The sequence below is a fragment of the Plantibacter cousiniae (nom. nud.) genome, assembly GCF_977070315.1.
In genome coordinates, this window is sequence record NZ_CDRVEU010000004.1 from 23,258 (window position 1) to 48,681 (window position 25,424).

General features: G+C 61.4%; 21 protein-coding genes. 13 read left to right on the forward strand and 8 right to left on the reverse strand.

Annotated features, from left to right (window positions below; all coding sequences use genetic code 11):
* Positions 1-16 precede the first annotated feature (16 nt).
* Both ACW55A_RS10080 and ACW55A_RS10085 read left to right on the forward strand, forming a co-directional pair.
* Positions 17-673 (forward strand): CoA transferase subunit B, encoded by a 657-nt coding sequence (locus ACW55A_RS10080; protein ID WP_003370578.1) that lies wholly within the window; start codon positions 17-19, stop codon positions 671-673.
* Between the two features lie 217 nt (positions 674-890).
* Positions 891-2,309: a short-chain fatty acid transporter gene (locus ACW55A_RS10085; RefSeq protein ID WP_498811309.1), complete on the forward strand. Its 1,419-nt coding sequence runs from the start codon at positions 891-893 to the stop codon at positions 2,307-2,309.
* A 4-nt stretch (positions 2,310-2,313) separates the two neighbouring features.
* On the opposite strand, the gene ACW55A_RS10090 is transcribed toward ACW55A_RS10085, so the two are convergent.
* From ACW55A_RS10090 to ACW55A_RS10100, 3 genes are all read right to left on the reverse strand, one after another.
* Positions 2,314-2,640 carry an antibiotic biosynthesis monooxygenase family protein gene (locus ACW55A_RS10090; RefSeq protein ID WP_498811308.1) on the reverse strand — a complete coding sequence of 109 codons (327 nt, stop codon included), beginning with the start codon at positions 2,638-2,640 and terminating at the stop codon, positions 2,314-2,316.
* The gene (locus ACW55A_RS10095; RefSeq protein WP_455808114.1) at positions 2,637-3,359 is read right to left on the reverse strand and encodes a CTP synthase C-terminal region-related (seleno)protein; all 723 of its coding nucleotides are present in this window, start codon (positions 3,357-3,359) and stop codon (positions 2,637-2,639) included. The genes ACW55A_RS10090 and ACW55A_RS10095 overlap by 4 nt, the downstream gene beginning before the upstream one ends.
* A gap of 109 nt (positions 3,360-3,468) precedes the next feature.
* Positions 3,469-4,401: a 2-hydroxyacid dehydrogenase gene (locus tag ACW55A_RS10100; protein ID WP_096107046.1), complete on the reverse strand. Its 933-nt coding sequence runs from the start codon at positions 4,399-4,401 to the stop codon at positions 3,469-3,471.
* A 274-nt stretch (positions 4,402-4,675) separates the two neighbouring features.
* Between ACW55A_RS10100 and ACW55A_RS10105 the strand changes: the two genes are divergently transcribed.
* Positions 4,676-5,818: a glycerophosphodiester phosphodiesterase gene (locus ACW55A_RS10105; RefSeq protein WP_003436427.1), complete on the forward strand. Its 1,143-nt coding sequence runs from the start codon at positions 4,676-4,678 to the stop codon at positions 5,816-5,818.
* 38 nt (positions 5,819-5,856) lie between these two features.
* Here the strand turns inward: ACW55A_RS10105 and ACW55A_RS10110 are convergent, their stop codons facing one another.
* Positions 5,857-8,043, reverse strand: coding sequence for a TonB-dependent receptor (locus ACW55A_RS10110; protein WP_498811307.1), 2,187 nt, complete (start codon positions 8,041-8,043; stop codon positions 5,857-5,859).
* Between the two features lie 293 nt (positions 8,044-8,336).
* On the opposite strand from ACW55A_RS10110, the gene pssA reads away from it, so the two are divergent.
* Positions 8,337-9,680 carry a CDP-diacylglycerol--serine O-phosphatidyltransferase gene (gene pssA / locus ACW55A_RS10115; protein WP_498811306.1) on the forward strand — a complete coding sequence of 448 codons (1,344 nt, stop codon included), beginning with the start codon at positions 8,337-8,339 and terminating at the stop codon, positions 9,678-9,680.
* Between the two features lie 87 nt (positions 9,681-9,767).
* Here pssA and ligD read toward each other — a convergent pair whose 3' ends face one another.
* Complete coding sequence (gene ligD, locus ACW55A_RS10120; protein ID WP_455808116.1) at positions 9,768-12,371, reverse strand: DNA ligase D; 2,604 nt, start codon at positions 12,369-12,371, stop codon at positions 9,768-9,770.
* Positions 12,372-12,391: 20 nt separating this feature from the next.
* On the reverse strand, positions 12,392-13,297 hold the full coding sequence (gene ku, locus ACW55A_RS10125) for a non-homologous end joining protein Ku (protein WP_003370557.1): 906 nt from the start codon (positions 13,295-13,297) through the stop codon (positions 12,392-12,394).
* A 389-nt stretch (positions 13,298-13,686) separates the two neighbouring features.
* On the opposite strand from ku, the gene ssuD reads away from it, so the two are divergent.
* Both ssuD and ACW55A_RS10135 read left to right on the forward strand, forming a co-directional pair.
* The gene (ssuD, locus tag ACW55A_RS10130) at positions 13,687-14,826 is read left to right on the forward strand and encodes an FMNH2-dependent alkanesulfonate monooxygenase (protein WP_003436407.1); all 1,140 of its coding nucleotides are present in this window, start codon (positions 13,687-13,689) and stop codon (positions 14,824-14,826) included.
* On the forward strand, positions 14,826-15,932 hold the full coding sequence (locus ACW55A_RS10135) for a sigma-54 interaction domain-containing protein (RefSeq protein WP_054081631.1): 1,107 nt from the start codon (positions 14,826-14,828) through the stop codon (positions 15,930-15,932). The genes ssuD and ACW55A_RS10135 overlap by 1 nt, the downstream gene beginning before the upstream one ends.
* 148 nt (positions 15,933-16,080) lie before the next feature.
* Here ACW55A_RS10135 and ACW55A_RS10140 read toward each other — a convergent pair whose 3' ends face one another.
* Positions 16,081-17,484 carry an FAD/NAD(P)-binding protein gene (locus tag ACW55A_RS10140; protein WP_128775298.1) on the reverse strand — a complete coding sequence of 468 codons (1,404 nt, stop codon included), beginning with the start codon at positions 17,482-17,484 and terminating at the stop codon, positions 16,081-16,083.
* Between the two features lie 42 nt (positions 17,485-17,526).
* Positions 17,527-18,096 (reverse strand): helix-turn-helix domain-containing protein, encoded by a 570-nt coding sequence (locus ACW55A_RS10145; protein WP_002554065.1) that lies wholly within the window; start codon positions 18,094-18,096, stop codon positions 17,527-17,529.
* 111 nt (positions 18,097-18,207) lie between these two features.
* Here ACW55A_RS10145 and ACW55A_RS10150 point away from each other — a divergent pair, with 111 nt between their 5' ends.
* The 7 genes from ACW55A_RS10150 to ACW55A_RS10180 all read left to right on the forward strand — a co-directional run bounded on the left by ACW55A_RS10150 (position 18,208) and on the right by ACW55A_RS10180 (position 25,420).
* Entirely contained in the window at positions 18,208-19,143 is a 936-nt protein-coding gene (locus ACW55A_RS10150) for a DMT family transporter (RefSeq protein WP_003370546.1), read from the forward strand.
* 195 nt (positions 19,144-19,338) lie between these two features.
* On the forward strand, positions 19,339-22,257 hold the full coding sequence (locus ACW55A_RS10155) for a monovalent cation/H+ antiporter subunit A (protein ID WP_498811305.1): 2,919 nt from the start codon (positions 19,339-19,341) through the stop codon (positions 22,255-22,257).
* On the forward strand, positions 22,257-22,601 hold the full coding sequence (locus ACW55A_RS10160) for a Na+/H+ antiporter subunit C (RefSeq protein ID WP_002554068.1): 345 nt from the start codon (positions 22,257-22,259) through the stop codon (positions 22,599-22,601). Before ACW55A_RS10155 ends, ACW55A_RS10160 begins: the two co-directional genes overlap by 1 nt.
* Complete coding sequence (locus ACW55A_RS10165) at positions 22,598-24,283, forward strand: monovalent cation/H+ antiporter subunit D (protein ID WP_058397933.1); 1,686 nt, start codon at positions 22,598-22,600, stop codon at positions 24,281-24,283. The genes ACW55A_RS10160 and ACW55A_RS10165 overlap by 4 nt, the downstream gene beginning before the upstream one ends.
* Positions 24,280-24,768 carry a Na+/H+ antiporter subunit E gene (locus tag ACW55A_RS10170; RefSeq protein WP_003370544.1) on the forward strand — a complete coding sequence of 163 codons (489 nt, stop codon included), beginning with the start codon at positions 24,280-24,282 and terminating at the stop codon, positions 24,766-24,768. The genes ACW55A_RS10165 and ACW55A_RS10170 overlap by 4 nt, the downstream gene beginning before the upstream one ends.
* Positions 24,765-25,043 carry a K+/H+ antiporter subunit F gene (locus tag ACW55A_RS10175; protein ID WP_002554071.1) on the forward strand — a complete coding sequence of 93 codons (279 nt, stop codon included), beginning with the start codon at positions 24,765-24,767 and terminating at the stop codon, positions 25,041-25,043. Before ACW55A_RS10170 ends, ACW55A_RS10175 begins: the two co-directional genes overlap by 4 nt.
* Entirely contained in the window at positions 25,040-25,420 is a 381-nt protein-coding gene (locus ACW55A_RS10180; protein WP_455808119.1) for a Na+/H+ antiporter subunit G, read from the forward strand. The genes ACW55A_RS10175 and ACW55A_RS10180 overlap by 4 nt, the downstream gene beginning before the upstream one ends.
* Positions 25,421-25,424: the final 4 nt, after the last annotated feature.

Here is a 25,424-nt window from a genome sequence, read left to right on the forward strand (position 1 = left end):
AAAGAGGCTTCAGACGATGGCACTTTCCCGCGAACAAATGGCTCAACGTGTCGCCCGTGAACTCAAGGATGGCTATTACGTGAACCTTGGCATCGGTATTCCGACCCTGGTGGCCAACTACGTGCCCGATGACATCGACGTCATGCTCCAGTCGGAAAACGGCCTGCTGGGCATGGGCGCCTTCCCCACCGAAGACACCATCGACGCGGACATGATCAATGCCGGCAAGCAGACGGTCACCGCGCGCATCGGCGCTTCCATTTTCTCGTCGGCCGAATCCTTCGCCATGATCCGCGGCGGCCATGTCGACCTGACTGTGCTCGGCGCTTTCGAGGTGGATATCGAGGGCAACATCGCTTCGTGGATGATCCCCGGCAAGTTGGTCAAGGGCATGGGTGGCGCGATGGACCTGGTGGCGGGTGCCGACAACATCATCGTCACCATGACCCACGCGTCGAAGGACGGCGAATCCAAACTGCTCACCCGTTGCAGCCTGCCACTGACCGGCGCAGGCTGCATCCGCAAGGTGCTGACTGATCTGGCCTACCTCGAAATCGAAAACGGCGCTTTCATCCTCCGCGAACGCGCACCGGGGGTCAGCGTGGAAGAGATCGTGGCCAAAACCGCAGGCAAGCTGATCGTGCCGGATGACGTGATCGAGATGAGTTTCTGAGTCAGGCATCTTTGATGCGCCTCTCGTTGCCACACGCCCGTGTGGCCTGCGCAAAGGTATGACGCAGAGCGTCACGAAATGCATGCCAACGCGGAGAATTGGCACGATACTCGTTCCCAAGCTCCGGCCTGGGAACGCCGTTCTGGACGCTCTGCGTCCGCAATAGTCGGCCGCTTAAGTCACTCCCCGATAATAATTACAAAAAGAGGTGCCCCAGATGGCCGCCAACATAGAAGAAAGCCGCTCCGCCCGATTTGCCTTGCGCTGCGCCGCGTGGGCTGAACGCTGGTTTCCTGACTCATGGGTATTTGCCGCATTGGCGGTGGTCATCGTCACGCTGGCGACGCTGGCCATCGGCGCACGCCCGGCCGAGGCTGCCAAGGCGTTCGGTGACGGGTTCTGGAGCCTGATCCCATTCACCATGCAGATGGCCTTCGTGGTCATCGGCGGTTACGTGGTCGCCAGCTCACCGCCTGCGGTACGCCTGATCGACCGCCTGGCCCGGGTGCCACGCAACGGTCGTTCGGCCGTGGCCTGGGTGGCGCTGATTTCCATGCTCGCTTCGCTGCTCAACTGGGGCCTTTCACTGGTGTTCGGCGGCCTGCTGGTACGTGCCCTCGCCCGCCGCACTGACCTGCGCATGGATTACCGCGCAGCCGGCGCCGCCGCCTATCTGGGCCTGGGTGCGGTCTGGGCATTGGGGTTATCGTCTTCGGCCGCGCAATTGCAGGCCAACCCGGCCAGTCTGCCGCCGTCGATCCTGGCGATTACCGGTGTGATCCCGTTCACCCAAACCATCTTTCTCTGGCAATCCGGGGTCATGCTCGCCGCGCTGGTGGTCATCTCACTGATCGTTGCCTACGCCACCGCGCCCGGCCCGAACAGCGCCCGCGACGCCAAGGCCTGCGGTGTCGACCCGGCCTTCAACCTGCCGCCACTGCCGCCTCGTACACGGCCTGGGGAATGGCTGGAATACAGCCCGCTGCTGATCATCCTGATGGTGGTGCTGGGCGTTGGCTGGCTGTTCAACGAGTTTTCGAGCAAACCGGCGATCACGGCGATTTCCGGACTCAACACCTACAACTTCCTGTTCATCATGCTCGGTGCTCTGCTGCACTGGCGGCCGCGCAGTTTTCTCGACGCCGTCGCGCGGGCGGTGCCCACCACCACCGGTGTGCTGATTCAATTCCCTCTGTACGGTTCGATCGCAGCGCTGCTGACCACGGTCAAGGGCGGCGATGCGCAAACCCTGGCGCATTACATCTCGACGTTCTTCACCAGCATTGCTTCGCACGACACTTACGCAATTCTGATGGGGGTCTATTCGGCCATATTGGGCTTTTTCATTCCGTCAGGTGGCGGCAAGTGGATCATCGAAGCGCCCTACGTGATGCAAGTCGCCAACGACCTGCAGTATCACCTCGGCTGGGCAGTACAGATCTATAACGCAGCCGAAGCCCTGCCCAACCTGATAAACCCGTTCTACATGCTGCCACTGCTGGGCGTACTGGGTTTGAAGGCGCGTGACCTGATCGGCTTCTCGTTCGTACAGCTGCTGGTCCACACGCCGCTGGTGCTGTTTCTGCTCTGGGCTCTGGGCACCACGCTGGCTTATGTGCCAGCGGTAATGCCCTGAATGGTTAAGCGTCGAACGCGTAGTCACGTTCGACCCGGCAGATTCGCGTGGTAAACGCCTGATACCAGCGCGAACGTCCCTGCTCGCGGACCTGGGCATGATCGGCCTGCTGTTTCCAGGCCAGAATCGCGGCTTCATCGCGCCAGTAGGACACGGTGATGCCCAGGCCGTCATCACCGCGCGCCGACTCCACGCCCAGAAAGCCGGGCTGTCGTCGGGCCAGGCTGACCATGCGCTGCGCCGCCTCGGCGTACGCCTGATCATCGTCAGGCGTACGCAACGAGGTGAACACCACGGCGAAGTAAGGCGTGGCAAACCGCGTGGCCATCATGCCGGGTTGCTCAGGCAGGCGCGGACGAACGCGGCCACCACAGGAGGCGTCTGACCCTGCAACGCAGCTCGCTCGGGCTGGAACAGTGTGGCGACATAAAACGGGTGCCCCTGCAACTCCATGCAGCGCACTTCGCCTTCGAGACCGCGCCCACTGACTTTCAGGTGCTCGCCAAACAGCACCGACTCCAGCTCGCGGCGCAGGCCGTAGCGGCAGTGATAGCGCTCTTCGATGTCGAGCCTGCCATAGGCTTGGGCAATCAGCGTGTCGGGTTGCAACTGGATCGCTGCCACCGATTCAACCAGCGAGCAACTGAGTGGCTCGATGATCACGTTTGCCGCGTCCGGCGCCGTTTCGCCATGTTCGGCGTCTGCCCAGCCCAACTGGTGGCGGGCATACTCGAGCAACGCGTGCTGAAAGCCTCCGCACGTACCCAGAAACGGCACCCGATGCTCGCGAGCGAAGCGAATGGCCGTCAACGCGCCCTGCATGTCCCGATACGGGCTGGCCGGAACGCACCACAGCCCATCGAATTCGGCGAGTTGCGCACCGCTGCCGATCCGCGGCGTTGGCAACCATTCGAAACCGACCGGCACCTGCGCGGCATCCGCAGCTCTCTGCAAGGCCAATGGAATGGCCTGATGCGCAGCGACATCCGCACTGAAGTCGCCTATCAGACCGATCCGTATCCCGTCGCCTGTGTTGTCTGCTTTGCCCATGCCCTGCTCCCTGTTTGATGTCGTACAGCCCGGGCGGAGTATAAACAGGCAGCAAAACCAGCAGAATGGGCGTTACAGCAATGCCTCGCGTGCAAGCGTGCACGGTTGCTCATTCAGTCACAGGCGTCAGCACCGGTTGCCCGGCGAAAAACGCCAGCAGGTTATCGTTGACCATCTGCACACTGTCTCTCGAAGCCTCGGGGGACAGGCCTGCCACGTGCGGTGTCAGCACAACATTATCCAGCGTCTTGAGCACGTCCGGCACTGTCGGCTCATCGTCGAACACGTCCAGCGCAGCCCCGGCAATCTGCTCATTCTGCAGTGCACTGACCAACGCCTGGGTATCCACCACGCTAGCGCGGGCAATGTTGACCAGAAACCCGTCAGTGCCCAGCGCCTCAAGCACTCGGGCGTCGATCAGGTGCTGCGTACCACTTCCACCGGGCGTGGCGATGACCAGAAAATCCGATGCGGCCGCCAGCGCCTGCGCTGTCGCATGCCAGGTGTAATCGCAGTCAGTGCGCGGCTTGCGATTGTGGTAACCGATGGCGATATCGAAGGCGGCTGCCCGCTTGGCAATCGCCAGCCCTACCGCCCCCAGCCCGACGATCCCCAGACGCTTGCCTGCCAGCGACGGGCGCACCACCTTGCGCCATTCACTGCGGCGCACCGAGGCATCGGCCTGCGGAATGTCGCGTACCAAAGACAGCAGCAACGCCAGCGTATGATCGGCCACCGTGGCGGCGTTGACGCCTGCACCATTGGTCACGACGATGCCCCGCGCCTGTGCGGCAGGCAGATCGACCTTCTCGTAACCGGCGCCGCTTACGCAAATGATGCGCAGCTGCGGCAGTGCATCCATTTCCTCGGCGAAAAATCCCAGCGGCCCGCGTGTCACCACTGCGCTGATGCTCGGCCCGTGCATGGCAATCGCCTCGGCGCGCAGTTGGGCCGTCGGGGCGCGAATCAACTGAAAGCCGCTGCTTTCAAGAATCGGCAAATACGTGTCCAGGTTTTCGACCAGCACCAATACCGTTGTCATGCGCGCTCCCGCTCGATCAGCAAAACGTTGACCTTAACGCGACTCGACGCGCTTGTGCAGAGCCGCTGACGCCGGAACTGAAAAAAGCCTTCCCGAACACGCCGAGCATTCATAAAGTGGACGCATTTGCCGGACAGACTAATGCGCAAGCAGACTTGGCAATCAGCAGAGTGCGTTATGGTTGCGTGCAGCCTGCGCGACCAGTGGCTCTACGGTCTGGCGCGCAGGCTGCTCATAAAAACAGGCTTTCTCAAAAACAAGGAAACACCCGCCCATGCAAGGATTTCCCACCACCCTGTTGAAAAAGACCCTTTTGGCTGCGGCTGTCATGTCGGGCCTGATGCTGTCGTCAGGCATGGCAGCGGCGGCGGACGCCCCAGGCAAGGTGCTGAGCGAGAAATACGGCCTGCCCTGGCCAGCGGTGATCGCCCATCGCGGTGCTTCGTTCGACGCACCGGAAGAAACCATCCCGGCCTACACCCTGGCGCGCGATCTGGGCGCGGACTACCTGGAAATGGACATCCAGCGAACAAAGGACGGCGTGCTGATAGCGCTGCACGATGACGTGCTGGAACGCACCACCAACATCGCTGACGTGTTCCCGACCCGGGTAAAAGACCCGGTCAGCACGTTCACTCTGGCGGAGCTCAAGCAACTGGATGCCGGCTCGTGGTTCAACAAGGCTTACCCGGACAGGGCTCGCGACAGTTACAACGGGTTGCAGATCCTGACGCTGGATGAGGTCATCGACATCGCCGAGGGCGGCGCCAACAAGCCGGGGCTGTACATCGAGACCAAGGTGCCGAACAAGTTTCCCGGTGTCGAAGCCGACCTGAAGAAACTGCTGGCCAAACGCGGCTGGCTCGAACAGCGCCCTGCGGCAGCGCCCGGCCATGTCAATGTCGCGCACATGCCAGGACGCGTGGTCCTGCAGACGTTCGAGAAGCAAAGCCTGGAACTGCTGCAGAAAGAAATGCCGAAAGTGCCCAAGGTCATGCTGCTGTGGATTGGCGAAGGCTCGATAGAGCCCAAATCCAGCGTCGCGTTCAAGGACTCCGGGGCCAAGGACAAGGCCAGCTATTACGCGACCCAGGAAGTCAAATCACCGCAGGAGTTCGAGCAGTGGATTGACTGGGCCAAGGCCCACGGCGCCATCGGCACCGGCCCTTCGTCGCAACTGGCCAAGGGTGGCGACCAAAGCTATATGGACCTGGTCAAACCCTGGATGAACAACCTGACCCACGAGAAAGGCATGGTGATCCACCCGTACACGGTGGACGACGCAGAGGACTTCAAGCGGATCAGCCATGATGGCGCGGACGGCTTCTTCACCAACCGCACCGCCGAACTGTTGAAGTTCTACGGGCGGCCAGCGAAAGAAAGCATTGAAACGATTCTGAAGCGTAACGGCTACTGATCCAGCGGCTGGCCGCATCCGGCGATGCGGCCAGTCAATCAGAAGTCGATAGTGCCCGACAGCTTGAGGGTACGAGGCTCGCCCTGAGTCAGATAACCGCCATAGGCGGACTCCCAGTAATCCTTGTTCATCAGGTTTTCGACATTGGCGCGCAGGGTCACGTCCTTTTGTGCAACGTTGAAGGTATAGCGTGCGCCCAGGTCGAAGCGGTTCCAGGTCGGGATGCTCAGGTTGTTGGCAGCATCGACATATTGCCCACCGGTGCGCAGCATGCGCGCATTGATGGCCGCGCCTTCGATTCCCGGAATATCCCAATCGGCACCCGCGTTGAACTGGAAGGTCGGCACACCTACGGCCCGATTGCCGTCGTTGCTGCCACCGTCCGTACCGCTTACCTCGGTGTCCATCAGGGTCAGACCGGCCAGCAGACGCAAGCCGCTGACAGGCTGGCCAAAGACGTTCATCTCCACGCCGCGGTTGCGCTGCTGACCGTCACGGACATAACGCGACCCGGTGCCTTCCAGAACCTGGTAGCCGTCAGCCGGTTGCTCGATGCGGTACACGCCCAGGCTCGCGCCGAATGTCCCCATGTCCAGCTTGACGCCCGCTTCCACCTGTTTTGAACGCGACGGCGCAAAAACTTCGCCAGGGTTGATGGTGACTGTATTTGGAGCCGTCGGACCTTGCGCCAGACCTTCGATGCGGTTGGCGTAGAACGACACATATTGCCAGGGCTTGAATACCACCCCGTAGACCGGCGTGGTGATCGCTTCGTCGTACAGCGCATTGCGCGGGCCGCTGCCGTATTCATACCCCTGGACACGTAATTGCTGGCGGCGCAGGCCTGCGGTCAGCAGCAGTCGATCATCGAAGAAACCCAATGTGTCGGAGAGCGCGACGCTGCGCATGCGGCTCTTGCCGACAATGCCGGGATCATTCAGATCGCCTGCGGTGAAACTGTCGAGTGCCGGGCGCTCCTGGGAGACAGGGTCGTAAAGGTTGTTGCTGGAGGTGCCGCCGAACAGATACGCACTGCGCTGCTCGGTCCAGATGCCGGAGAGCCCGAAGTTGACCTTGTGGCTGACCGCACCGGTCTGCAGCTTGCCGTTGATGCCGGCCATGGCGGTCTTGTTGTCTTCGTCGTGCGGGATGAAAGACGGTGCGGCCGTGGTGTTGCCCGCGGCATCGTGGACAGTTGGCGAGCCATATACGCCGACCTCGCGGGTGTGCTTCGCGCCCGCTGCGGCGTACAACGTCCAGTCGTCGTTGAGATCGTACTCGGCACGGCTCATGCCGAAGGTGTCTTCGGTTTCGGTCCAGGTCCAGTTCGGCGCGTAATTGGTATCCGAGTCCGGAGCATGCGGCACGCTGGTCAGAGCGCTGTCGACAAACACCGTGTTGCGGCTCTGGTTGATGCGCTGCTTCTGGTAGGCAAAATCACCGGAAAGACGGAAGTTGTCACCTCGGTAATCAAGCCCCAGCGCGAACAGCTTGCTGCGATGCTCTTCGTCCTCGACACCGGTCTCGCCTTCGCGCTGCGACAGGTTGAGACGCGCGCCGAAGCGATTGCCTTCGCCGAAGCGCTGCCCCAGATCGAGATGCTCGCCGATCCGGCCGTCGTTGCTGATGTCGGTGGTGAAACGACGCGTCGGCGTATCCTGCGCGCGCTTGGGCTGCAGGTTCACGCCGCCGCCAATCCCGGAACCGGTGGGTGTCACGCCGTTGATGAAGGCATTGGGGCCCTTGAACACTTCAACGCGTTCCAGCGCATCGGCCGATATGATCTGGCGCGGCAGTACGCCGTAAAGACCGTTATAGGAAATATCATCGGTGGTCAGCTTGAAGCCGCGAATAACGAAGATACTCGAGGCGTTGGCATAGCCACTCGACTGACGCACCGATGCATCATTGAGCAGTACGTCGCCTACGGTTTCGGCCTGCTGGTCCTCGATCAACTGTTCGGTGTAGCTGCTCATGGTGAACGGCACGTCCATGATGTCGGCATTGCCCAGAACACCCAGTTGCCCGCCGCGCGCCACCTGCCCGCCGGCATAAACCGGCGCAAGCGCGTGAGGGTCGGACTTGTCGGCACTGATATCGGTATCGCCCAGCACCACAGGGCCGTCCTGCCGAGTGGCAGCCTGTGCAGCGGCCCAGGCCGGAGATCCAATGGAACAGCAAAACGCGAGCAACGTAAGGCGCATCGGCAACGATGGTGAGTTCATCAATAGGTCCTGAAGACAGGTTGAACGAGATCGGAAGCAACCGTCCTGGACATCGCCGATCGGGTAGATGCGAAATGATATCAGATGTTACTGGTAATGCTTATCATTTGTTTAAACGTGAAAAGTGATAATCGAGCGGCGCCATACAAGCGTTACTGCGCCGGAGTGTCAGGCCCCCGGCACGCATGAGCTTCCGTGGCGTTGCGCAATGCTTTGAAACAGGTTGGCGACAGCCACAGGAGGGCGACTGTCGTGTAAGCTCACAGGCTATTGGTTTTCCCATCGAGAGGCCTATGCAGTCCACTTTCCGACGCTCGACCCTGGCAGCACTTCGTGGTTTTGCCTTGCAGAGCGATGCAATCTCCATTGTTCCTTCTGCCGCCGACTATCGACGCTGCCTGCTGGAAAGGATCGCTTCGGCCACCCGACGCATCTATATCATCGCGCTGTACCTGCAACAGGATGAAGCCGGCCAGGAGATTCTCGACGCGCTGTACGCCGCCAAAACCGCGAGGCCGGAGCTGGATGTGGTGGTGCTGGTCGACTGGTTCCGTGCACAACGCGGCCTGATCGGCGCCGGACGCCAGCCCGGCAACTCGACCTGGTATCAGGCGCAGAACCTCGAATACGATGAAGAAGTGCCGATCTACGGCGTGCCGGTGCAGACCCGCGAACTGTTCGGGGTGCTGCACCTCAAGGGCAGTGTGATCGACGACTGCGTGATCTACAGCGGCGCGAGCATCAACAACGTCTACCTGCACAAGCTCGACAAATACCGTCTGGACCGTTATCACCTGATCGAAAACGCGGCACTGGCCGACGCTTTCCAGAATCTGGTGCAGCGGGAAATACTCTCTTCGCCGGCCGTGCACCGCCTCGATCTGCAATCGCCACCCAGCTCACGCAGTTTGCGCAGCGAGATCCGAGCGTTTCGTGGCGACCTGAAACGCGCCGCCTATGACACCTCGGCGGGCGAAAAGGAAAACGGCGACATGCGGGTGATTCCGCTGCTCGGCGTCGGCCCGCGCAACAATCTCAACCGCGCCATCTGCGATCTGATCGCATCGAGCAAGATCCAGCTGACCATCTGCACGCCATACTTCAACCTGCCGGTGGCTGTCACCCGCGAGATCAACCGGGCGCTCAAGCGCGGCGTGCAGGTCGACATCATCATTGGCGACAAGACCGCCAACGACTTCTTCATCGATCCGGATGAGCCGTTCAAGGTGATCTCGGCCTTGCCCTATCTGTATGAAATCAGCCTGCGGCGCTTTGCCCACAAGCATCAGAAGGCAATCGCCCAGCACCGCCTCAATGTGCACCTGTGGAAACACGGCGATAACACCTTCCACCTCAAAGGCATCTGGGTCGACCAGCGTTATACCTTGCTGACCGGTAACAACCTGAACCCTCGCGCCTTCAACCTGGACCTGGAAAACGCCTTGCTGATCGACGATCCAAAGGGCCGATGGAGCGAGCCACGGGAAGCGGAAATCGCTCATTTGATGAGCAACACGCAGCGCGTCAACCAGTATGACGAACTCGACACCCTCGCCAACTACCCCGAAGGCGTACGCAAGTTTCTCAAGCGTGTCAGCCGCGTGCGGGTCGAGCGACTGTTGTACCGGATTCTCTGAGCCTTCAACGTGCGGCCGGCATGCCAGCCATGGTCAGGCGTGCCGGCGCCACGTATCCCCGGGCAAACGCCGAACAGTGGCCTTGCCTCAAGGCCGTTTGGCACCCAGTTGTTTCCACATCTTCTGCGTGATCTTGCGCCGGTTACTGTAACCGGCCCACGGGTCGTCCTTGAGCCGCTTCAAACGCTGCTCAAGGTCGGTGATGTCCCACTGTGCCGAGGACTTCAGACCCGCCAGCTCATCCAGCGCGATCGGCACCGAGACCGGCAACCCTGGACGGGCGCGGACTGAATAGGCAGTCACGGTACTGCCGCCGCGGCTGTTGCGCAGGTAATCGATGAAGATTTTTCCGACGCGGTTTTTCGGCCCCATGGTGGCGGTGAAGCGTTCCGGCAACTGACGGCTGGCAAACTCGGCGATGGCCTTGGCGAACGCCTTCACAGTGTCCCAGTCGACCTGGCGTGCCAGCGGCACGATGATGTGCATACCCTTGCCGCCGCTGGTCTTGAGGAAAGCCTCCAGACCCAGCTCTTCCAGCACGGCGAGCACCATTTGCGTGGCTTCGATCATGCTGCGCCAGGGCAGGGCCGGATCGGGATCAAGGTCCAGCACGAAATGGTCCGGCGTTTCGATCCTGTCACGCGTCGCCCCCCAGGTATGCAGCTCGATGGCGCCCATTTGCGCAGCACCGATCAGTGCCGGCAACGAATCTATTTCCATCAGCGCGGCATGCCCGGGGTCCAGCGCACGATCCAGTTGTCTGATGTGCGGGATCGCCAGATGCTCGGCATGCTTCTGGAAAAACTGCTCACCGTCGATACCCTCCGGACAACGCAGCAGTGCCACGGGACGCTTGTTCAGGTACGGCAGAATCCAGTCGGCGATGGACTCGTAAAACTGTGCAAGTTCGATCTTGCTGGTGCCGGTCTTGCTATCGATGATGCGGTCCGGATGACTGACCCCGGTGCCCGCCACATCAACTTTTCCCTGCGCGGCCTTTTTGCGCGCCTGTGGCGCTGCCGTTTTGGTTGGGGTCTGGCTGGCTACTTTGGCAGGCTGAGCATCTTCACGCACCACGTCCTTGGCCGGCTTGTCGTTACGCAGCCCGACAAAGGCAGCCTGGCGGACAATGCCTTCGCGGGTCCACTGGGCGAACTCGGTTTCGCAGACCAGTTTCGGCTCCACCCACTGCACGCCACGCGCCTGGGACGCGGAGAGTTTTTTGGCCAGCGGTGAATCCTTGCGCTGCAACTTCTTCAGTTGTTTATGCAGTTGCTCAAGGCTCACTTCAGTGAACCCGGTGCCGACCCGCCCGGCGTAGACCAGCCCGTCCTCACCGGCATTGACCGCCAGCAACAAGGCACCGAACGCCGATCGGCTACCCTGCGGTGCCGTGTAGCCGACGACCACGAATTCCTGTCGCAAGCGACATTTGAGCTTGATCCAGTCGGCATTGCGTTTGCTGACGTACGCACTGCCGGCACGCTTGCCGATCACCCCTTCCAGGCCCATTGCCGCAGCACTCGCGACAATGTCCTGATGACCCGCCTGAAAGGCATCCGAATAACGCAACAAGCGACTTTTCTGTGCGTCGAGAACGTGTTTCAAGGCGTCACGACGCTGCTCAAGCGGCACTTCGCGCAGGTCCTCCGCGCTCAAAAACGGCATGTCGAACAGGTAATACAGAATGTCCTTGCTGTTCCCCGCGTCAAAAGCATTCTGCAGGCCCTGGAAATCAGGCAGCCCTTGCTCGTCGAGAACCACCACTTCGCCGTCGAACCAACTGTCGCGCAGCTCCATGCCCTTGAGCGCCTTGACCAGCTCCGGCAGCCGCTCGGTCCAGTCATGCCCGTTGCGCGTGAACAGACGCACTTCATCGCCCTCAATGCGGGTCAGCATGCGGTAACCGTCGAATTTGATTTCGTACAGCCAGTCACCGGCTGGCGGCGCCTCCACCAGCGTCGCCAGTTGCGGCGAAAGCGTGTCCGGGAAAGCCGATTTTGCTTTCCTGCGCGTCGGCTTTGCCGCTGGCGTCGGCGCTTTTGATTTTGATGTGGAGGCCTTGGCTTTTCCGTTTGCAGCACTGGCCGTGGACTTTTTCGGAGTACTGCGCTCTTCGCCCACATGAGCACCGCTGATCACGCTTTGCGGCTGCTCCTGGGTAATGTCGTACTCGGCAGCAGGTCGCGCGATGTCATCCTTTTCCTTGATCAGCAGCCACTGTTCCTTGCTGCCGCTGCCCTTGAGCCGGGTACGCACCAGCGCCCAGTCACCGCTGAGCTTCTCGCCGACCAGGGTGAACTTGAGTTTGCCCTCCGCGTAGGTCTTTTGCGGATCGCCGTGCGGTTGCCAGACACCCCGGTCCCAGACGATCACATCACCGCCACCGTATTGACCCTGCGGGATACTGCCCTCGAAGCCGGCATAGTCCAGCGGATGGTCTTCGACATGCACTGCCAGGCGTTTTTGCGTGGGGTCCAGGCTCGGGCCTTTGGGCACGGCCCAGCTCTTGAGCGTGCCATCGAGCTCCAGTCGAAAGTCATAGTGCAGGTTCCGTGCGTCATGCTTCTGGATCACGAAACCGAGCGCACCGGGCTGCGATTTGCCTCTGCCCTTGCGCTTGCTTTCGGCAGGCTCGGAGGTGATGGCGAAATTGCGCTTGCGGGTGTATTCACTGGCGGGCTTGGCCATCACCGGTCACTCCGTAGGGCTCAAGAGGCTTTGCTGGTTTTCTTGCGCGCGGCGGGCCGCTTGGGTCTGGCACCGTCCTTGTCGGCCGGTTTTTCCTTCGTCGCAGGCTTGCTCGCCTTGCCTTTACTGGCACCACCCTTGCCCGCCAGACTGCGCCGCAGCAAGTCGGTGAGGTCGATGACATCGGCACTCTTGCGTTCTTCTTCGGCCGGATCGGACTCGACATCTTCGATCTCGCCTTCGTCTGCCTTGGTCTTGACCAAGTGCATGATCTTGTCCTGAAAGGTGTCGCGATACAGCTCAGGCTGCCAGTCGGCGCTCATGTCCTTGACCAGACGCTTGGCCATGTCACGTTCGCTCTTGTTCAACTTGGCGTCGGTCACCGCATCGCTCAGTTCCAGTGCGTCCAGCTCACGCACGTCGGCAGGCCAGCGCAGGATTACCATGACCAGCGCCGATTCCAGCGGCATGACCGCCGCCAGGTGTTCGCGGGTATGCAGCACCACATTGGCCAAGGCGACCTTTTTGGTATCGACCAGGGTTTCGCGCAACAACGCATAGACTTTCTCGCCGCGCTTGTCGGGGGTCAGAAAATAAGGCGTGTCGATGTTCTGCAGGGGGATCTGCTGACTGTCGACGAAAGCGAATATGTCGATGGTCTGCGTCGATTTGGGGTGCGCGGAACGAATTTCCTCCTCGCTGAGCACCACATAGCGATCCTTCTCGTACGCCACGCCCTTGACGATGTTTTCGCTGGTGACTTCCTTGCCGGTGACCTTGTTGATCCGCTTGTAGCCGACCGGGTCCATGCTGCGTTTATCGAGCCAGTCGAAGTCGACACTGGTCGACGTTGTCGCCGAGACCAGCGCGACGGGTATATGCACCAGCCCGAAGCTGATTGCCCCCTTCCAGATTGCCCTTGCCATGGTCTGACTCCTGTTGATCCTGGAAAAGTGACAGGGCCGGCCGGAGAAAAGTTTCGACAGGCTGACGAGCGCCGGGAAACCTGCTGAGCCGGGCGAGTTTTTTATCGTGAAGAACCAACTATCAACGTTTTGGCTTCTGATAGCCGGGATGGGGATCCGGGTCTCATTACCGTCGAAGCCTCGTATGGCAAGGGTTTGCGCAGGGCTCTACGGAGTTGCTTACTCCGCATATGCACTTAGGATCTAAAAATATGGTTTAACGTTCTTTTGCGGAATAAAAAAGACGTTCTATAAATGGCCCCACCCCCGAACGCTGTTGGTGAGGTGTCTGCCAACCGACAGCGGGTCCCGTCAGCTTTCACCTGGCTGATTACTTCCAAGGATTTGTCATGAACGTTTTCTGGTTTCTTCCGACTCACGGCGATGGCCATTATCTGGGCACGACAAAGGGCGCACGTCCCGTCACCCTCAACTATTTGAAACAGGTGGCGCAGGCCGCCGATGACCTGGGCTATTACGGCGTATTGATCCCTACCGGTCGCTCCTGCGAGGACTCGTGGGTCATCGCCTCGGCGCTGGTGCCGTTGACCGAGCGTTTGAAGTACCTGGTGGCGATCCGCCCGGGCATCATCTCGCCGACCGTCTCGGCACGCATGGCAGCCACGCTGGATCGTCTTTCCGGCGGCCGGTTGCTGATCAACGTGGTGACCGGCGGCGACCCGGACGAAAACCGTGGCGATGGCAGCTTCCTCGACCACAGTGAGCGTTATGAAGTCACTGACGAATTTCTGAAAATCTGGCGTCGCGTCCTGCAAGGTGAGGCGGTCGACTTCGAAGGCAAGCACTTGCGCGTACAGAATGCCAAGGCGCTTTACCCGCCGATTCAAAAACCCTACCCGCCGCTGTACTTCGGTGGTTCCTCCGACGCGGCGCATGACCTTGCGGCCGATCAGGTGGACGTGTACCTGACCTGGGGCGAGCCTCCGGCAGCCGTGGCGCAGAAACTCGCCGATGTACGTGAACGGGCAGCGCGCAAGGGACGTACCGTGAAGTTCGGCATTCGCCTGCACGTCATCGTGCGCGAGACCAGCGAAGAAGCCTGGAAAGCGGCCAGCACGCTGATCGAACACATCAGCGATGACACCATTGCTGCAGCGCAGAAGTCCTTTTCACGCTTTGACTCCGAAGGTCAGCGGCGCATGGCAGCACTGCATGACGGGCGCCGCGACAACCTGGAGATCGCGCCCAACCTGTGGGCCGGTGTCGGCCTGGTGCGTGGTGGTGCAGGCACGGCGCTGGTCGGCAATCCCGAAGAAGTCGCGGCACGCATCAAGGAATACGCCGACCTGGGCATCGAGAGCTTCATTTTCTCGGGTTACCCGCATCTTGAAGAAGCCTACCGCTTCGCCGAACTGGTCTTCCCGCTGCTGCCCGAGCCTTACGCCAGCCTCGCCGGGCGTGGCATCACTAACCTGACGGGCCCGTTCGGCGAAATGATCGCCAACGATCTGCCCCCGCAGGCCAAGTGATGTCCGGACAACTGCTGACCCTACCCCACTCGCCTGCGCTGGCCACCTCGATCAGGGCCACCGCGCAGGTGTTCGAAGACCCCAGATCCCGGGCCCTGCTCGCTCACGTGCGGCAGGTTGCGCCCAGCGATGCCAGCGTGCTGATCATCGGCGAGACCGGCACCGGCAAGGAACTGGTTGCTCGCCACGTCCACGAACTGAGCGCCCGCCGCGACAAGCCGTTCGTGGCGGTCAACTGCGGCGCTTTCTCCGAAAACCTGATCGAGGCCGAACTGTTCGGCCACGAAAAAGGGGCGTTCACCGGAGCGATCAGCGCCAAGGCTGGCTGGTTTGAAGAGGCCAACGGCGGCACGCTGTTTCTCGATGAGATCGGCGACCTGCCCATGTCGCTGCAGGTCAAATTGCTGCGCGTGCTTCAGGAACGTGAAGTGGTGCGTCTGGGCTCGCGCAAGAGTGTGCCGATTGACGTGCGCGTCCTGGCGGCGACCAACGTGCAGCTGGAAAAGGCCATCAACGCCGGGCATTTTCGCGAAGACCTTTATTACCGGCTCGATGTGGTCAATCTGGAATTGAGCCCGCTGCGCGACCGGCCGGGCGACATCCTGCCCCTGGCCCGGCACTTCATAGAGGTCTACGGCCAGCGGCTGCGGCATGGTCCGGTGCGGATCAGCCCCGAAGCCGAGCACAAGCTCAAGACTTACAGCTGGCCGGGGAACATTCGCGAGCTGGAAAACGTCATCCATCACACCCTGCTGGTCTGCCGTGAAGGCGTTATTCAGCGTGATGACCTGCGCCTGTCGAACCTTAGAATCGAGCGTCAGGATGACCAGAACCCGTCTGACGAATCAGCCGAGCAACTGCTCAACCGGGCGTTTCAAAAGCTGTTTGAAGAACAGGCCGGAGCCTTGCACGAGAAGGTCGAAGATACGCTGCTCAGAACGGCCTATCGCTTCTGCCACCACAACCAGGTGCACACAGCCAGCCTGCTGGGCCTGACCCGCAACGTCACGCGTACGCGTTTGATCAAGATTGGCGAGCTGGCGGTCAACAAACGCAGACCGGGTGAAAATGTCCAGGGCGACCGGATGCTGCACCTGTCGGTGTGAAGGTCAAGACCGATGACGCAGAGCGTCATGAACGGCATTCCCACGCTGGAGCGTGAGGAACGATCACTGGCAAAACACTATCGTGCCCATGCTCCGCGTGGGCATGCCGTTCCGGACGCTCTGCGTCCTCTTCTGAGCAGGCGGCGCTTTACGACAAGCGCATCGCCAGCGCCTTGGCCTGAATTGCCACGTCGGTCACCGCAGTGCTTTCCCACCACATGCCGCGCAATGGCGGGCCCATGGCGAACAGACGTGCCGAGTACTGACCGTGTGCGTCGAGCACTGCGCCAGTGGCGTCGGCGGCGATGCCGAGTGCCAGCGGACCGGGCTGGATCAGCCCGCGTGCCAGCAGTTGCCGGGGCAACGGGCGGTCCACGCGCCGCCAGTCGTATTCGATACCGGTGGAGTTGATCAACGCATCGCCGGTGATCTGCGTCGGCTGACTCTCCCCGCGTCGACGAACGCTGATCTGTACCTGACCTGACGGCAGGCTGGCCACGCCCTGCAGCGAGGCCGCATCAATACTCAACCGCCCTTGCCTGATCAGCCGCGCCAGCAGCGCAGCGCTCGGCGGCGGAGAGCGATGGTGGTGACTCTCCCACCAAGGCCTTACATGACGGACGAACTGGCGGCGCTGCTGGTCGCTGGCCTGATTCCACAGCCTGCCGACGTTGGCCCGCACGGTGTCCAGCGGGGCCTGCCAGTCAATGCCGCTCTCGATGGCCAGTTCGCACTGTTCACGCACTTTGCGCACCAGTTGCCGAGTGCTGCGGATACTCGGGTCCTGAGCAAGAAAATCAGACCATTCCGGCGGCTGACGCCGAACGTGCGGCAACAGGCCGTGCCGGGAAAAAATCTGAATGGGCCCGCGGTGCCCCGCGGTTTCCAGCGAGACCAGCGCATCGACCATGGTCAGCCCCGAACCGATGATCAGCACCTTTGACTGCGGATCAAGCTTGTTCATCACCGCCACATCCCAAGGGTCCAGCGCTGCCGTGTTCAGCTCGTTCGAATCGCGTCGCGGGGTGCGTGAAGCCGCGTACATGCCGGTCGCCAGCACGGCACGGCTACCGCGCAACTTACGGCCGTCAGCCAGCGAGACACTGACCCCACCTTCATGGACCTGCAGGTCGACTGCCTCGCCGGGCACATGCACGGCGGTCGAGCCAAAGGCTTCAGCAGCGCTTCGGGCTTCACGCAGTCGCTGCTGAACATAAAGCCCGAACACACCGCGTGGCGGAAACAGTTCGGCGACCGGGACCCTCTGCTCATAAGCTTCAGGCCAGCCCCCGGCGGCCAGATAGTCAGTCAGCCACTGGGTGAGGTCATCCGGATTATCCGGATCGACGCTCATCCGCGCAGCGTTGCCATTGAGCGTATGGCCCGGCTCCGTCGCACTGTAGGCCTCGCCCCTGCCGAGTTCGCTGCGGGTTTCGATAATCAGGATTCGGCGCTGGCCCGGTCTGCGCAGCAGTTGCGCCGCCAGCATGGTGCCGCTCAGACCGCCGCCGATGATCAGAATGTCAGCCGTCTGGTGGGAATCTTCGGTCATCGAACAGCGCCTCGGTCGAGTTGCGATAAAGAATCGGAAAGGTCAGAGCACGACATTACGCACGAAGCGCAGGGGCACATCGGCGTCATTGCAGTAGCGGTGCGGCTGGTTGCTGGGAAACATGAAGAACTCGCCCGCCCCGACCTGCTGCACGGCCGCAGGGTCGGCAAAGCGCAACGTCAGATGCCCTTCGACGACGTAGACCTGTTCACTCCAGCCATCGGGATCGGCCTCCGAGACATAGGCGTCCCCAGGCTGCAGGCAGAATTCCCACAGCTCCACCTCGCGCCGGGCAACGGCCCTGGCCAGCAGTACCGCCTTGCTGCCGACGATCGTACCGGCCCATGCCAGCTCGTTGATGCGGCTGTAATCACGATTTTCAGGTGCCTGGATCAGGTCGCTGAACGCCACTTCCAAGGCTTCGGCCACGCGGTCGAGTGTCGCCAGGCTGACGTTTTTTTCGCCGGCCTCGATAGCGACCAGCATGCGTCGGCTGACTCCGGACTTTTCCGCCAGAGCCGTCTGGCTGAGGTCCGCACTGTTACGCAGACGCCGGACGTTCTGGCTGACGTGCTGCAGCACCGGAGGGCGCTGGGAATTTTCTTTGTGCATGCAGGTGCTCACATCAAACCGTTGCGCATTATACTGCCCAGCCCAGGGACACTGTCAGGTTGTTCCGCCTTTCACCGCGCGCATGGCAATTAACAGGAACCAGGAGCTGACATGAAGTCTATCAGCCGCATACCCCGCATCAGCAAGGCAGAAGCCGTACTGATTCTGATCACCATGCTCTGGGGAGGCACCTTTCTGCTGGTCCAGCATGCGATGACCGTCAGCGGGCCGATGTTCTTCGTCGGCCTGCGCTTTGCCGCCGCAGCGCTTATCGTAGCGCTGTTTTCAATAAAGGTGCTGCGCGGTCTTACCTTCCTCGAACTCAAGGCGGGCGTCTTCATCGGCACCGCGATCATGCTCGGTTACGGTTTGCAGACGATCGGACTGCAGACTATCCCCAGCAGCCAGTCCGCGTTCATCACGGCACTCTACGTGCCCTGCGTGCCTTTGTTGCAATGGCTGGTACTCGGTCGACGACCAGGATTGATGCCGACACTGGGCATCATCCTGGCTTTCACCGGGCTGATGCTGGTAGCGGGGCCGCAAGGCGCATCCCTGCAACTCAGTTCCGGCGAAATCGTGACGCTGATCAGCACGGTGGCCATTGCCGCCGAGATCATCATGATCAGCGCCTATGCCGGTGAGGTCGATGTGCGTCGAGTCACGGTGGTGCAACTGGCCACTGCTTCAGCGCTGGCATTTCTGATGATCGTTCCAACCGAGGAACACTTGCCGGATTTCTCCTGGTTGCTGGTGCTCAGTGCCGTGGGACTTGGGACCATGAGTGCGGCGATCCAGATTGCCATGAACTGGGCACAGAAAAGTGTTTCGCCTACCCGCGCCACCGTGATTTATGCCGGTGAACCGGTCTGGGCCGGGATTGTCGGAAGACTCGCCGGCGAACGTTTGCCGGGCATCGCCCTGCTGGGCGCGGCATTGATTGTGGCCGGGGTGATCATCAGCGAAATGAAGCGGCGTTCTCCGCGCGCCGAACAGAACGTCGTCGACGAAGAGCAACAGCAGCGAGGCGTGCGCGAAGCTGAATGAACGGTGCTTAATCGCAGGCCGTCAACCACCTTGTTTCTTCGAAACTGTTCCAACGACATATCACCGCATCAGAAGCAATTATTTACCGAATAAAAAAAGCAGACACTTTTTGTAGGAAATTTCGGAAACCGTCCCTTTGGTATCGGAGTGTCTGGCACGTATGATGCTTGACATTCCCCTGCAGATTAGAAGCCTATGTCCCTGATAGTTCTACTGCTTCTGCCTTTCATCGGCAGCTGTCTGGCGGCCTTTTTGCCGCACAACGCGCGTAACGCGGAATCGTTTCTGGCCGGTCTGATCGCCCTCATCGGCGCGGTGCAGATGGCCTTGTGGTTCCCGCAGATCGCCGACGGCGGCGTGATTCGTGAAGAGTATTTCTGGCTGCCAAGCCTGGGCATGAACTTCGTGCTGCGCATCGACGGCTTCGCCTGGCTGTTCTCGATGCTGGTGCTGGGCATCGGTGCGCTGGTCTCGCTGTACGCCCGCTATTACATGTCGCCGGACGATCCGGTGCCGCGTTTCTTCGCGTTTTTCCTGGCTTTCATGGGCGCCATGCTCGGACTGGTGATGTCCGGCAATCTGATTCAGATCGTGTTTTTCTGGGAGCTGACCAGCCTGTTCTCGTTCCTGCTGATCGGCTACTGGCACCATCGGGCCGATGCCCGACGCGGCGCGTACATGGCGCTGATGGTCACCGGCGCAGGCGGTCTGGCGCTGCTGGCCGGCATGATGATCCTCGGCCATGTGGCCGGCAGTTACGACCTGGACCGTGTCCTGGCCTCCGGCGACGCGATTCGTGCGCATGCCCTGTACCCGGTGTTACTGACCCTGATTCTGATCGGCGCGCTAACCAAAAGCGCCCAGTTCCCGTTCCATTTCTGGCTGCCGCACGCGATGGCCGCGCCCACGCCGGTGTCGGCGTATCTGCACTCGGCGACCATGGTCAAGGCCGGGGTCTTCCTCCTGGCGCGTATGTGGCCGGCGCTGTCCGGCACCGAGCAATGGTTCTGGATCGTCAGTGGCGCGGGGGCCTGCACACTGATTCTCGGCGCCTACGCCGCCATCTTCCAGAATGATCTCAAGGGTCTGCTGGCCTACTCGACCATCAGCCATCTGGGCCTGATCACCCTGCTGCTCGGCCTCAACAGCCCGCTGGCTGCGTTGGCTGCGGTGTTCCATATTCTCAACCACGCGACCTTCAAGGCGTCGCTGTTCATGGCCGCCGGTATCATCGACCACGAGAGCGGAACCCGCGATATCCGGCGTCTCAGTGGCCTGGTAAGGCTGCTGCCCTACACCGCGACACTGGCGATGGTCGCCAGCGCGTCGATGGCCGGCGTACCGCTGCTCAACGGCTTCCTGTCCAAGGAAATGTTCTTTGCCGAAACCGTGTTCATTTCCGCCACTGCCTGGGTCGAGATTGCCTTGCCGGTGATCGCGACCATTGCCGGGATCTTCAGCGTTGCCTATTCGCTGCGCTTCACGGTCGATGTGTTTTTCGGTCCGGCGGCCAAGGATCTGCCGTACCTGCCGCACGAACCGCCGCGCTGGATGCGTGCACCGGTCGAACTGCTGGTCCTGACGTGTCTGGTGGTGGGGATTTTCCCGGCGCAATCGGTCGCCCCCCTGCTCGCCGCCGCTGCGCGTCCGGTAGTCGGTGGAACATTGCCCGAATACAGCCTGGCGATCTGGCACGGCTGGAACCTGCCAATGGTCATGAGCCTGGTGGCGATGGCCGGCGGTATCATTTTGTATCTGTTGCTGCGCAAGCCGCTCAAGCACGAGCGCATCACCGCCCCGCCACTGGTGGGACGCCTCAACGGCAAGCGCTTTTTCGAGCGCAGTCAGGTTGTGATGATGCACTGGGCGCGCCGTTTCGAACGCAAGGTCAGCACTCGCCGCCTGCAGCCACAACTGTTTCTGCTGGTGCTCGCGGCGGTACTGGGCGGTTTCATTCCGATGTATTTCAGCGGCCTGACCTGGGGCGACCGACCGAAGATTCCGGGCTCCGGGGTGTTTGTCACGCTATGGCTCATCGCGATTGCCTGCGCCATAGGCGCGGCATGGCAGGGTAAATATCACCGTCTGGCAGCACTGGTGATGGTCAGCGTGTGCGGTCTGATGACCTGCATCACCTTCGTCTGGTTCTCGGCGCCTGATCTAGCACTGACGCAACTGGTCGTGGAGGTGGTGACCACGGTGCTGATCCTGCTCGGTCTGCGCTGGCTGCCGCGACGCAACGAAGATGTCGCTCCGCTCAGCGCACGCCTGCGTGCCCGCACCCGGCGCATACGCGACTTCGGCCTGGCGGTGCTCGTGGGGTTGGGCATGGCGATACTCTCCTACGCCATGCTGACCCGCCAGACGCCCAACGCCATCTCGTCCTTCTACCTGAGTCGCGCGTTGCCCCAGGGCGGCGGCACCAATGTGGTCAACGTGATGCTGGTGGATTTCCGCGGCTTCGATACGTTTGGCGAGATCACCGTGCTGGCGGCGGTCGCCATGACAGTGTTCGCCCTGTTGCGACGCTTCCGCCCACCGAAGGAAAGCATTCTGCTGCCCGCCCAGCAGCGCCTGCTGGCCCGTGACGTGGTGACGGATCTGGTCAACCCGCGCAGCGCCAGCGATACCGCGCTGGGTTTCATGATGGTGCCGGCAGCACTGGTTCGATTGCTGCTGCCGATTGCCTTCATTATTTCGATGTACCTGTTCGTCCGCGGTCACAATCAGCCTGGCGGCGGGTTTGTTGCCGGGCTGGTGATGTCGGTGGCGTTCATCCTGCAATACATGGTGGCAGGCACCCAGTGGGTCGAGGCGCAAATGAGCCTGCGCCCGCTACGCTGGATGGGCACGGGCCTGCTGTGCGCAGTGCTGACCGGCGCGGGCTCGATGCTGCTGGGTTATCCGTTCATGACCACCCACACCGCTCATGTCGACTTGCCGATCCTGGGTGATATTCACATCGCCAGCGCGCTGTTCTTCGATGTCGGCGTGTACGCCGTGGTGGTCGGCTCGACGCTGTTGATTCTCACCGCACTGGCGCACCAGTCGGTGCGTAGCCATCGGCCGACGCAGTTGCCCAAGCCTGTCGCCAACCCGCAAGGAATCCTCTGATGGAAGAAGTCATTGCAATCGCCATAGGCGTGCTGGCCGCCTCCGGCGTCTGGCTGATCCTCAGGCCACGTACCTTTCAGGTGGTCATGGGGCTGTGCCTGCTGTCGTACGGGGTCAACCTGTTCATCTTCAGTATGGGCAGCCTGTTCATCGGCAGAGAGCCGATCATCAAGGACGGTATTCCTCAGGACCTGCTCAATTACACCGACCCGTTGCCACAGGCGCTGGTGCTCACCGCGATTGTCATCAGCTTCGCCATGACCGCGCTGTTTCTGGTGGTCTTGCTCGCCTCCAGAGGCCTGACCGGCACCGACCATGTAGATGGCCGGGAGCCCAAGGCATGAGCGGGATGAACCAACTGATCATCGCGCCCATCCTGCTGCCGCTGCTGACCGCCGGGCTGATGCTCTGGCTGGGCGAAAAGCACCGGCCGCTCAAGGGTCGTATCAATCTGTTTTCCAGCATCTTCGGGCTGGGTATCTCCGTGGTGCTGTTCCTCTGGGTACAACACAGCGGCAGCAGCGGCTCGATCGGTGTCTATCTGCCGGGCAACTGGGGCGTGCCGTTCGGCATCGTACTGGTGGTGGACCACCTGTCAGCAATGATGCTGGTGCTGACCGGGATTGTCGGTGTCTGCGCCCTGCTGTTCGCGCTGGCTCGCTGGGACAGGGCCGGTGCCAGTTTCCATGCGCTGTTCCAGATCCAGCTCATGGGGCTGTACGGTGCGTTCCTGACTGCTGATCTGTTCAACCTGTTCGTGTTTTTCGAAGTACTGCTCGCAGCGTCATACGGCCTGATGCTGCACGGCTCCGGCCGGGCACGAGTATCGACGGGCCTGCATTACATTTCGATCAACCTGCTGGCTTCTTCGCTGTTTCTGATCGGTGCTGCGTTGATTTACGGGGTGACCGGCACGCTGAACTTCGCCGATCTGGCCATCAAGATCCCGCAGGTGGCGGAGTCCGATCTGGGCCTGCTGCATGCGGGTGCTGCGATTCTGGCCACGGCGTTCCTGGCCAAGGCCGGCATGTGGCCGCTTAACTTCTGGCTGGTCCCTGCCTACTCGGCAGCCAGCGCGCCGGTGGCGGCGATGTTTGCGATCATGACCAAAGTGGGGATCTACACCCTGCTGCGCCTGTGGACGCTGCTGTTTTCCGGCCAGGCCGGTGCATCGGCATTCTTCGGCGGCGACTGGCTGATCTATGGCGGCATGGCGACGATTTTCACTGCAGCCATCGCCATCATCGCCGCCCAGCGTCTGGAACGCCTCGCCAGCCTGAGCATACTGGTGTCAGCGGGCATTCTGCTGTCTGCCGTGGGTTTCGCCCAGCCAAGCCTGACCTCGGGTGCGCTGTTCTATATGGTCAGTTCGACGCTGGCGTTAAGTGCCATGTTCCTCCTGGGCGAGCTGATCGAACGCTCCCGTTCAGCCAACGAGATCCCTCTGGAATACGATGTGGATCAATTGCCTCGTACCCTGGAGTCTCTGCATCCGCCGCCCGGCACCAACCTGGACGACGAACAGAAGGTCGTGGTCGGTCAGGTCATTCCCATGACCATGGCCTTTCTGGGCCTGAGTTTTATTATCTGCGCCTTGCTGATCATCGGCATGCCGCCGCTCTCCGGGTTCATCGGCAAGCTGACATTGCTCAGCGCCCTGATGAACCCGCTAGGGCTCGACGTCGCGCAGGACGAAGCGCTTTCGACCCAGGCCTGGATGCTGATCGGCCTGCTGATCTTTTCCGGGCTGGCGTCGCTGATCGCTTTCTCGAGGCTCGGCACGCAACGTTTCTGGACGCCGCACGAGCGCCCTTCGCCGATGCTGCGCCGCAACGAATGCCTGCCGATCATCATCCTTCTGGGTCTGTGCATCGCGCTGACCTTCAAGGCCGAGCCCTTGCTGCGCTATACCCAGGACACCGCCGCAGCGCTGCATGAGCCCAAACAGTATGTGCAGTCAGTGCTCGCCACACGCCCGATACCCGGCCCCACCAGTCGGGAAGTCGATCCGGAGGGGCAACCATGAAGCGCCTGTTTCCCGCCCCGCTCCTCTCGTTGGCACTCTGGCTGCTGTGGCTGGTATTGAACCTGTCGATCAGCCCCGGTCACTTGCTGCTGGGCGCGGTGCTGGGGTTTCTCGCCCCCGTATTGATGGCCCCGCTGCGCCCGCTGCCGGTACGTATCCGCAAACCAGGTACGATCCTGAAGTTCTTATGGCGGGTGGGACGCGACGTGGTGATCTCCAATGTGCAGGTCGGCCTGAGCGTCTGGCGGCTCGAAAGCCGTCCGCCACGCTCGGCCTTCGTACGCATTCCACTGGACCTGCACGACGCCCACGGCCTGGCCGCGCTGGCGATGGTCACCACGGTAGTACCCGGAACGGTATGGTCGGAGCTGGCACTGGATCGCAGCGTGCTGCTGATGCATGTCTTCGATCTGGAGGACGAAGCGCAATTCATCGAGCACTTCAAAACCACCTATGAGCGACCGTTGATGGAGATCTTTCAATGAGTGCACTGCTCGACAACGCCATCCTGATCAGCCTGCTGATCTTCGCTCTGGCGATGGTGATCACCCTGCTGCGCCTGCTCAAGGGGCCTTCGGCGCAGGACCGGGTGCTGGCGCTGGATTATCTGTACATCATTGCCATGCTGATGATGCTGGTGCTTGGCATTCGCTACGCCAGTGACACGTATTTCGAAGCGGCCATGCTGATTGCCCTGTTCGGCTTCGTGGGCTCGTTCGCTCTGGCCAAGTTCCTGCTGCGCGGAGAAGTGATCGAATGACCGGACTGCCGAATACAGTGCCCTTCTGGGTGGAAATACTGACCGCCGGGCTGCTGATCGCCAGCAGCCTGTTCGCCTTGACCGGTGCTCTGGGGTTGCTGCGCCTCAAGGACTTTTTCCAGCGCATGCACCCGCCCGCCCTGGCATCGACGCTGGGCGCCTGGTGCGTTGCGCTGGCGTCGATCATCTACTTCTCGGCGCTGAAGTCGGAACCGGTGATCCACGCCTGGCTGATCCCGGTATTGCTGGCGATCACGGTACCGGTGACCACCCTGCTGCTGGCGCGCACGGCGCTGTTCCGCAAGCGCATGGCCGGTGACGACGTGCCTGAGGAAGTCAGCAGCGGTGCCGGCAACGGAGAATCGACAGGCGGCTGAACCG

What these genes read in the sequence shown, in the direction of transcription:
- ACW55A_RS10090 (WP_498811308.1), bottom strand. Translation starts at nt 2,640, where the DNA reads ATGATGGCCACGCGGTTTGCCACGCCTTACTTCGCCGTGGTGTTCACC.
- ACW55A_RS10100 (WP_096107046.1), bottom strand. Translation starts at nt 4,401, where the DNA reads ATGACAACGGTATTGGTGCTGGTCGAAAACCTGGACACGTATTTGCCG.
- ACW55A_RS10155 (WP_498811305.1), top strand. Translation starts at nt 19,339, where the DNA reads ATGTCCCTGATAGTTCTACTGCTTCTGCCTTTCATCGGCAGCTGTCTG.
- ligD (WP_455808116.1), bottom strand. Translation starts at nt 12,371, where the DNA reads ATGGCCAAGCCCGCCAGTGAATACACCCGCAAGCGCAATTTCGCCATC.
- ACW55A_RS10165 (WP_058397933.1), top strand. Translation starts at nt 22,598, where the DNA reads ATGAGCGGGATGAACCAACTGATCATCGCGCCCATCCTGCTGCCGCTG.
- ACW55A_RS10095 (WP_455808114.1), bottom strand. Translation starts at nt 3,359, where the DNA reads ATGGGCAAAGCAGACAACACAGGCGACGGGATACGGATCGGTCTGATA.
- ACW55A_RS10140 (WP_128775298.1), bottom strand. Translation starts at nt 17,484, where the DNA reads ATGACCGAAGATTCCCACCAGACGGCTGACATTCTGATCATCGGCGGC.
- ACW55A_RS10160 (WP_002554068.1), top strand. Translation starts at nt 22,257, where the DNA reads ATGGAAGAAGTCATTGCAATCGCCATAGGCGTGCTGGCCGCCTCCGGC.
- ACW55A_RS10135 (WP_054081631.1), top strand. Translation starts at nt 14,826, where the DNA reads ATGTCCGGACAACTGCTGACCCTACCCCACTCGCCTGCGCTGGCCACC.
- ACW55A_RS10170 (WP_003370544.1), top strand. Translation starts at nt 24,280, where the DNA reads ATGAAGCGCCTGTTTCCCGCCCCGCTCCTCTCGTTGGCACTCTGGCTG.
- ACW55A_RS10175 (WP_002554071.1), top strand. Translation starts at nt 24,765, where the DNA reads ATGAGTGCACTGCTCGACAACGCCATCCTGATCAGCCTGCTGATCTTC.
- ACW55A_RS10180 (WP_455808119.1), top strand. Translation starts at nt 25,040, where the DNA reads ATGACCGGACTGCCGAATACAGTGCCCTTCTGGGTGGAAATACTGACC.
- ACW55A_RS10110 (WP_498811307.1), bottom strand. Translation starts at nt 8,043, where the DNA reads ATGAACTCACCATCGTTGCCGATGCGCCTTACGTTGCTCGCGTTTTGC.
- pssA (WP_498811306.1), top strand. Translation starts at nt 8,337, where the DNA reads ATGCAGTCCACTTTCCGACGCTCGACCCTGGCAGCACTTCGTGGTTTT.
- ACW55A_RS10145 (WP_002554065.1), bottom strand. Translation starts at nt 18,096, where the DNA reads ATGCACAAAGAAAATTCCCAGCGCCCTCCGGTGCTGCAGCACGTCAGC.
- ACW55A_RS10150 (WP_003370546.1), top strand. Translation starts at nt 18,208, where the DNA reads ATGAAGTCTATCAGCCGCATACCCCGCATCAGCAAGGCAGAAGCCGTA.
- ACW55A_RS10080 (WP_003370578.1), top strand. Translation starts at nt 17, where the DNA reads ATGGCACTTTCCCGCGAACAAATGGCTCAACGTGTCGCCCGTGAACTC.
- ku (WP_003370557.1), bottom strand. Translation starts at nt 13,297, where the DNA reads ATGGCAAGGGCAATCTGGAAGGGGGCAATCAGCTTCGGGCTGGTGCAT.
- ssuD (WP_003436407.1), top strand. Translation starts at nt 13,687, where the DNA reads ATGAACGTTTTCTGGTTTCTTCCGACTCACGGCGATGGCCATTATCTG.
- ACW55A_RS10105 (WP_003436427.1), top strand. Translation starts at nt 4,676, where the DNA reads ATGCAAGGATTTCCCACCACCCTGTTGAAAAAGACCCTTTTGGCTGCG.
- ACW55A_RS10085 (WP_498811309.1), top strand. Translation starts at nt 891, where the DNA reads ATGGCCGCCAACATAGAAGAAAGCCGCTCCGCCCGATTTGCCTTGCGC.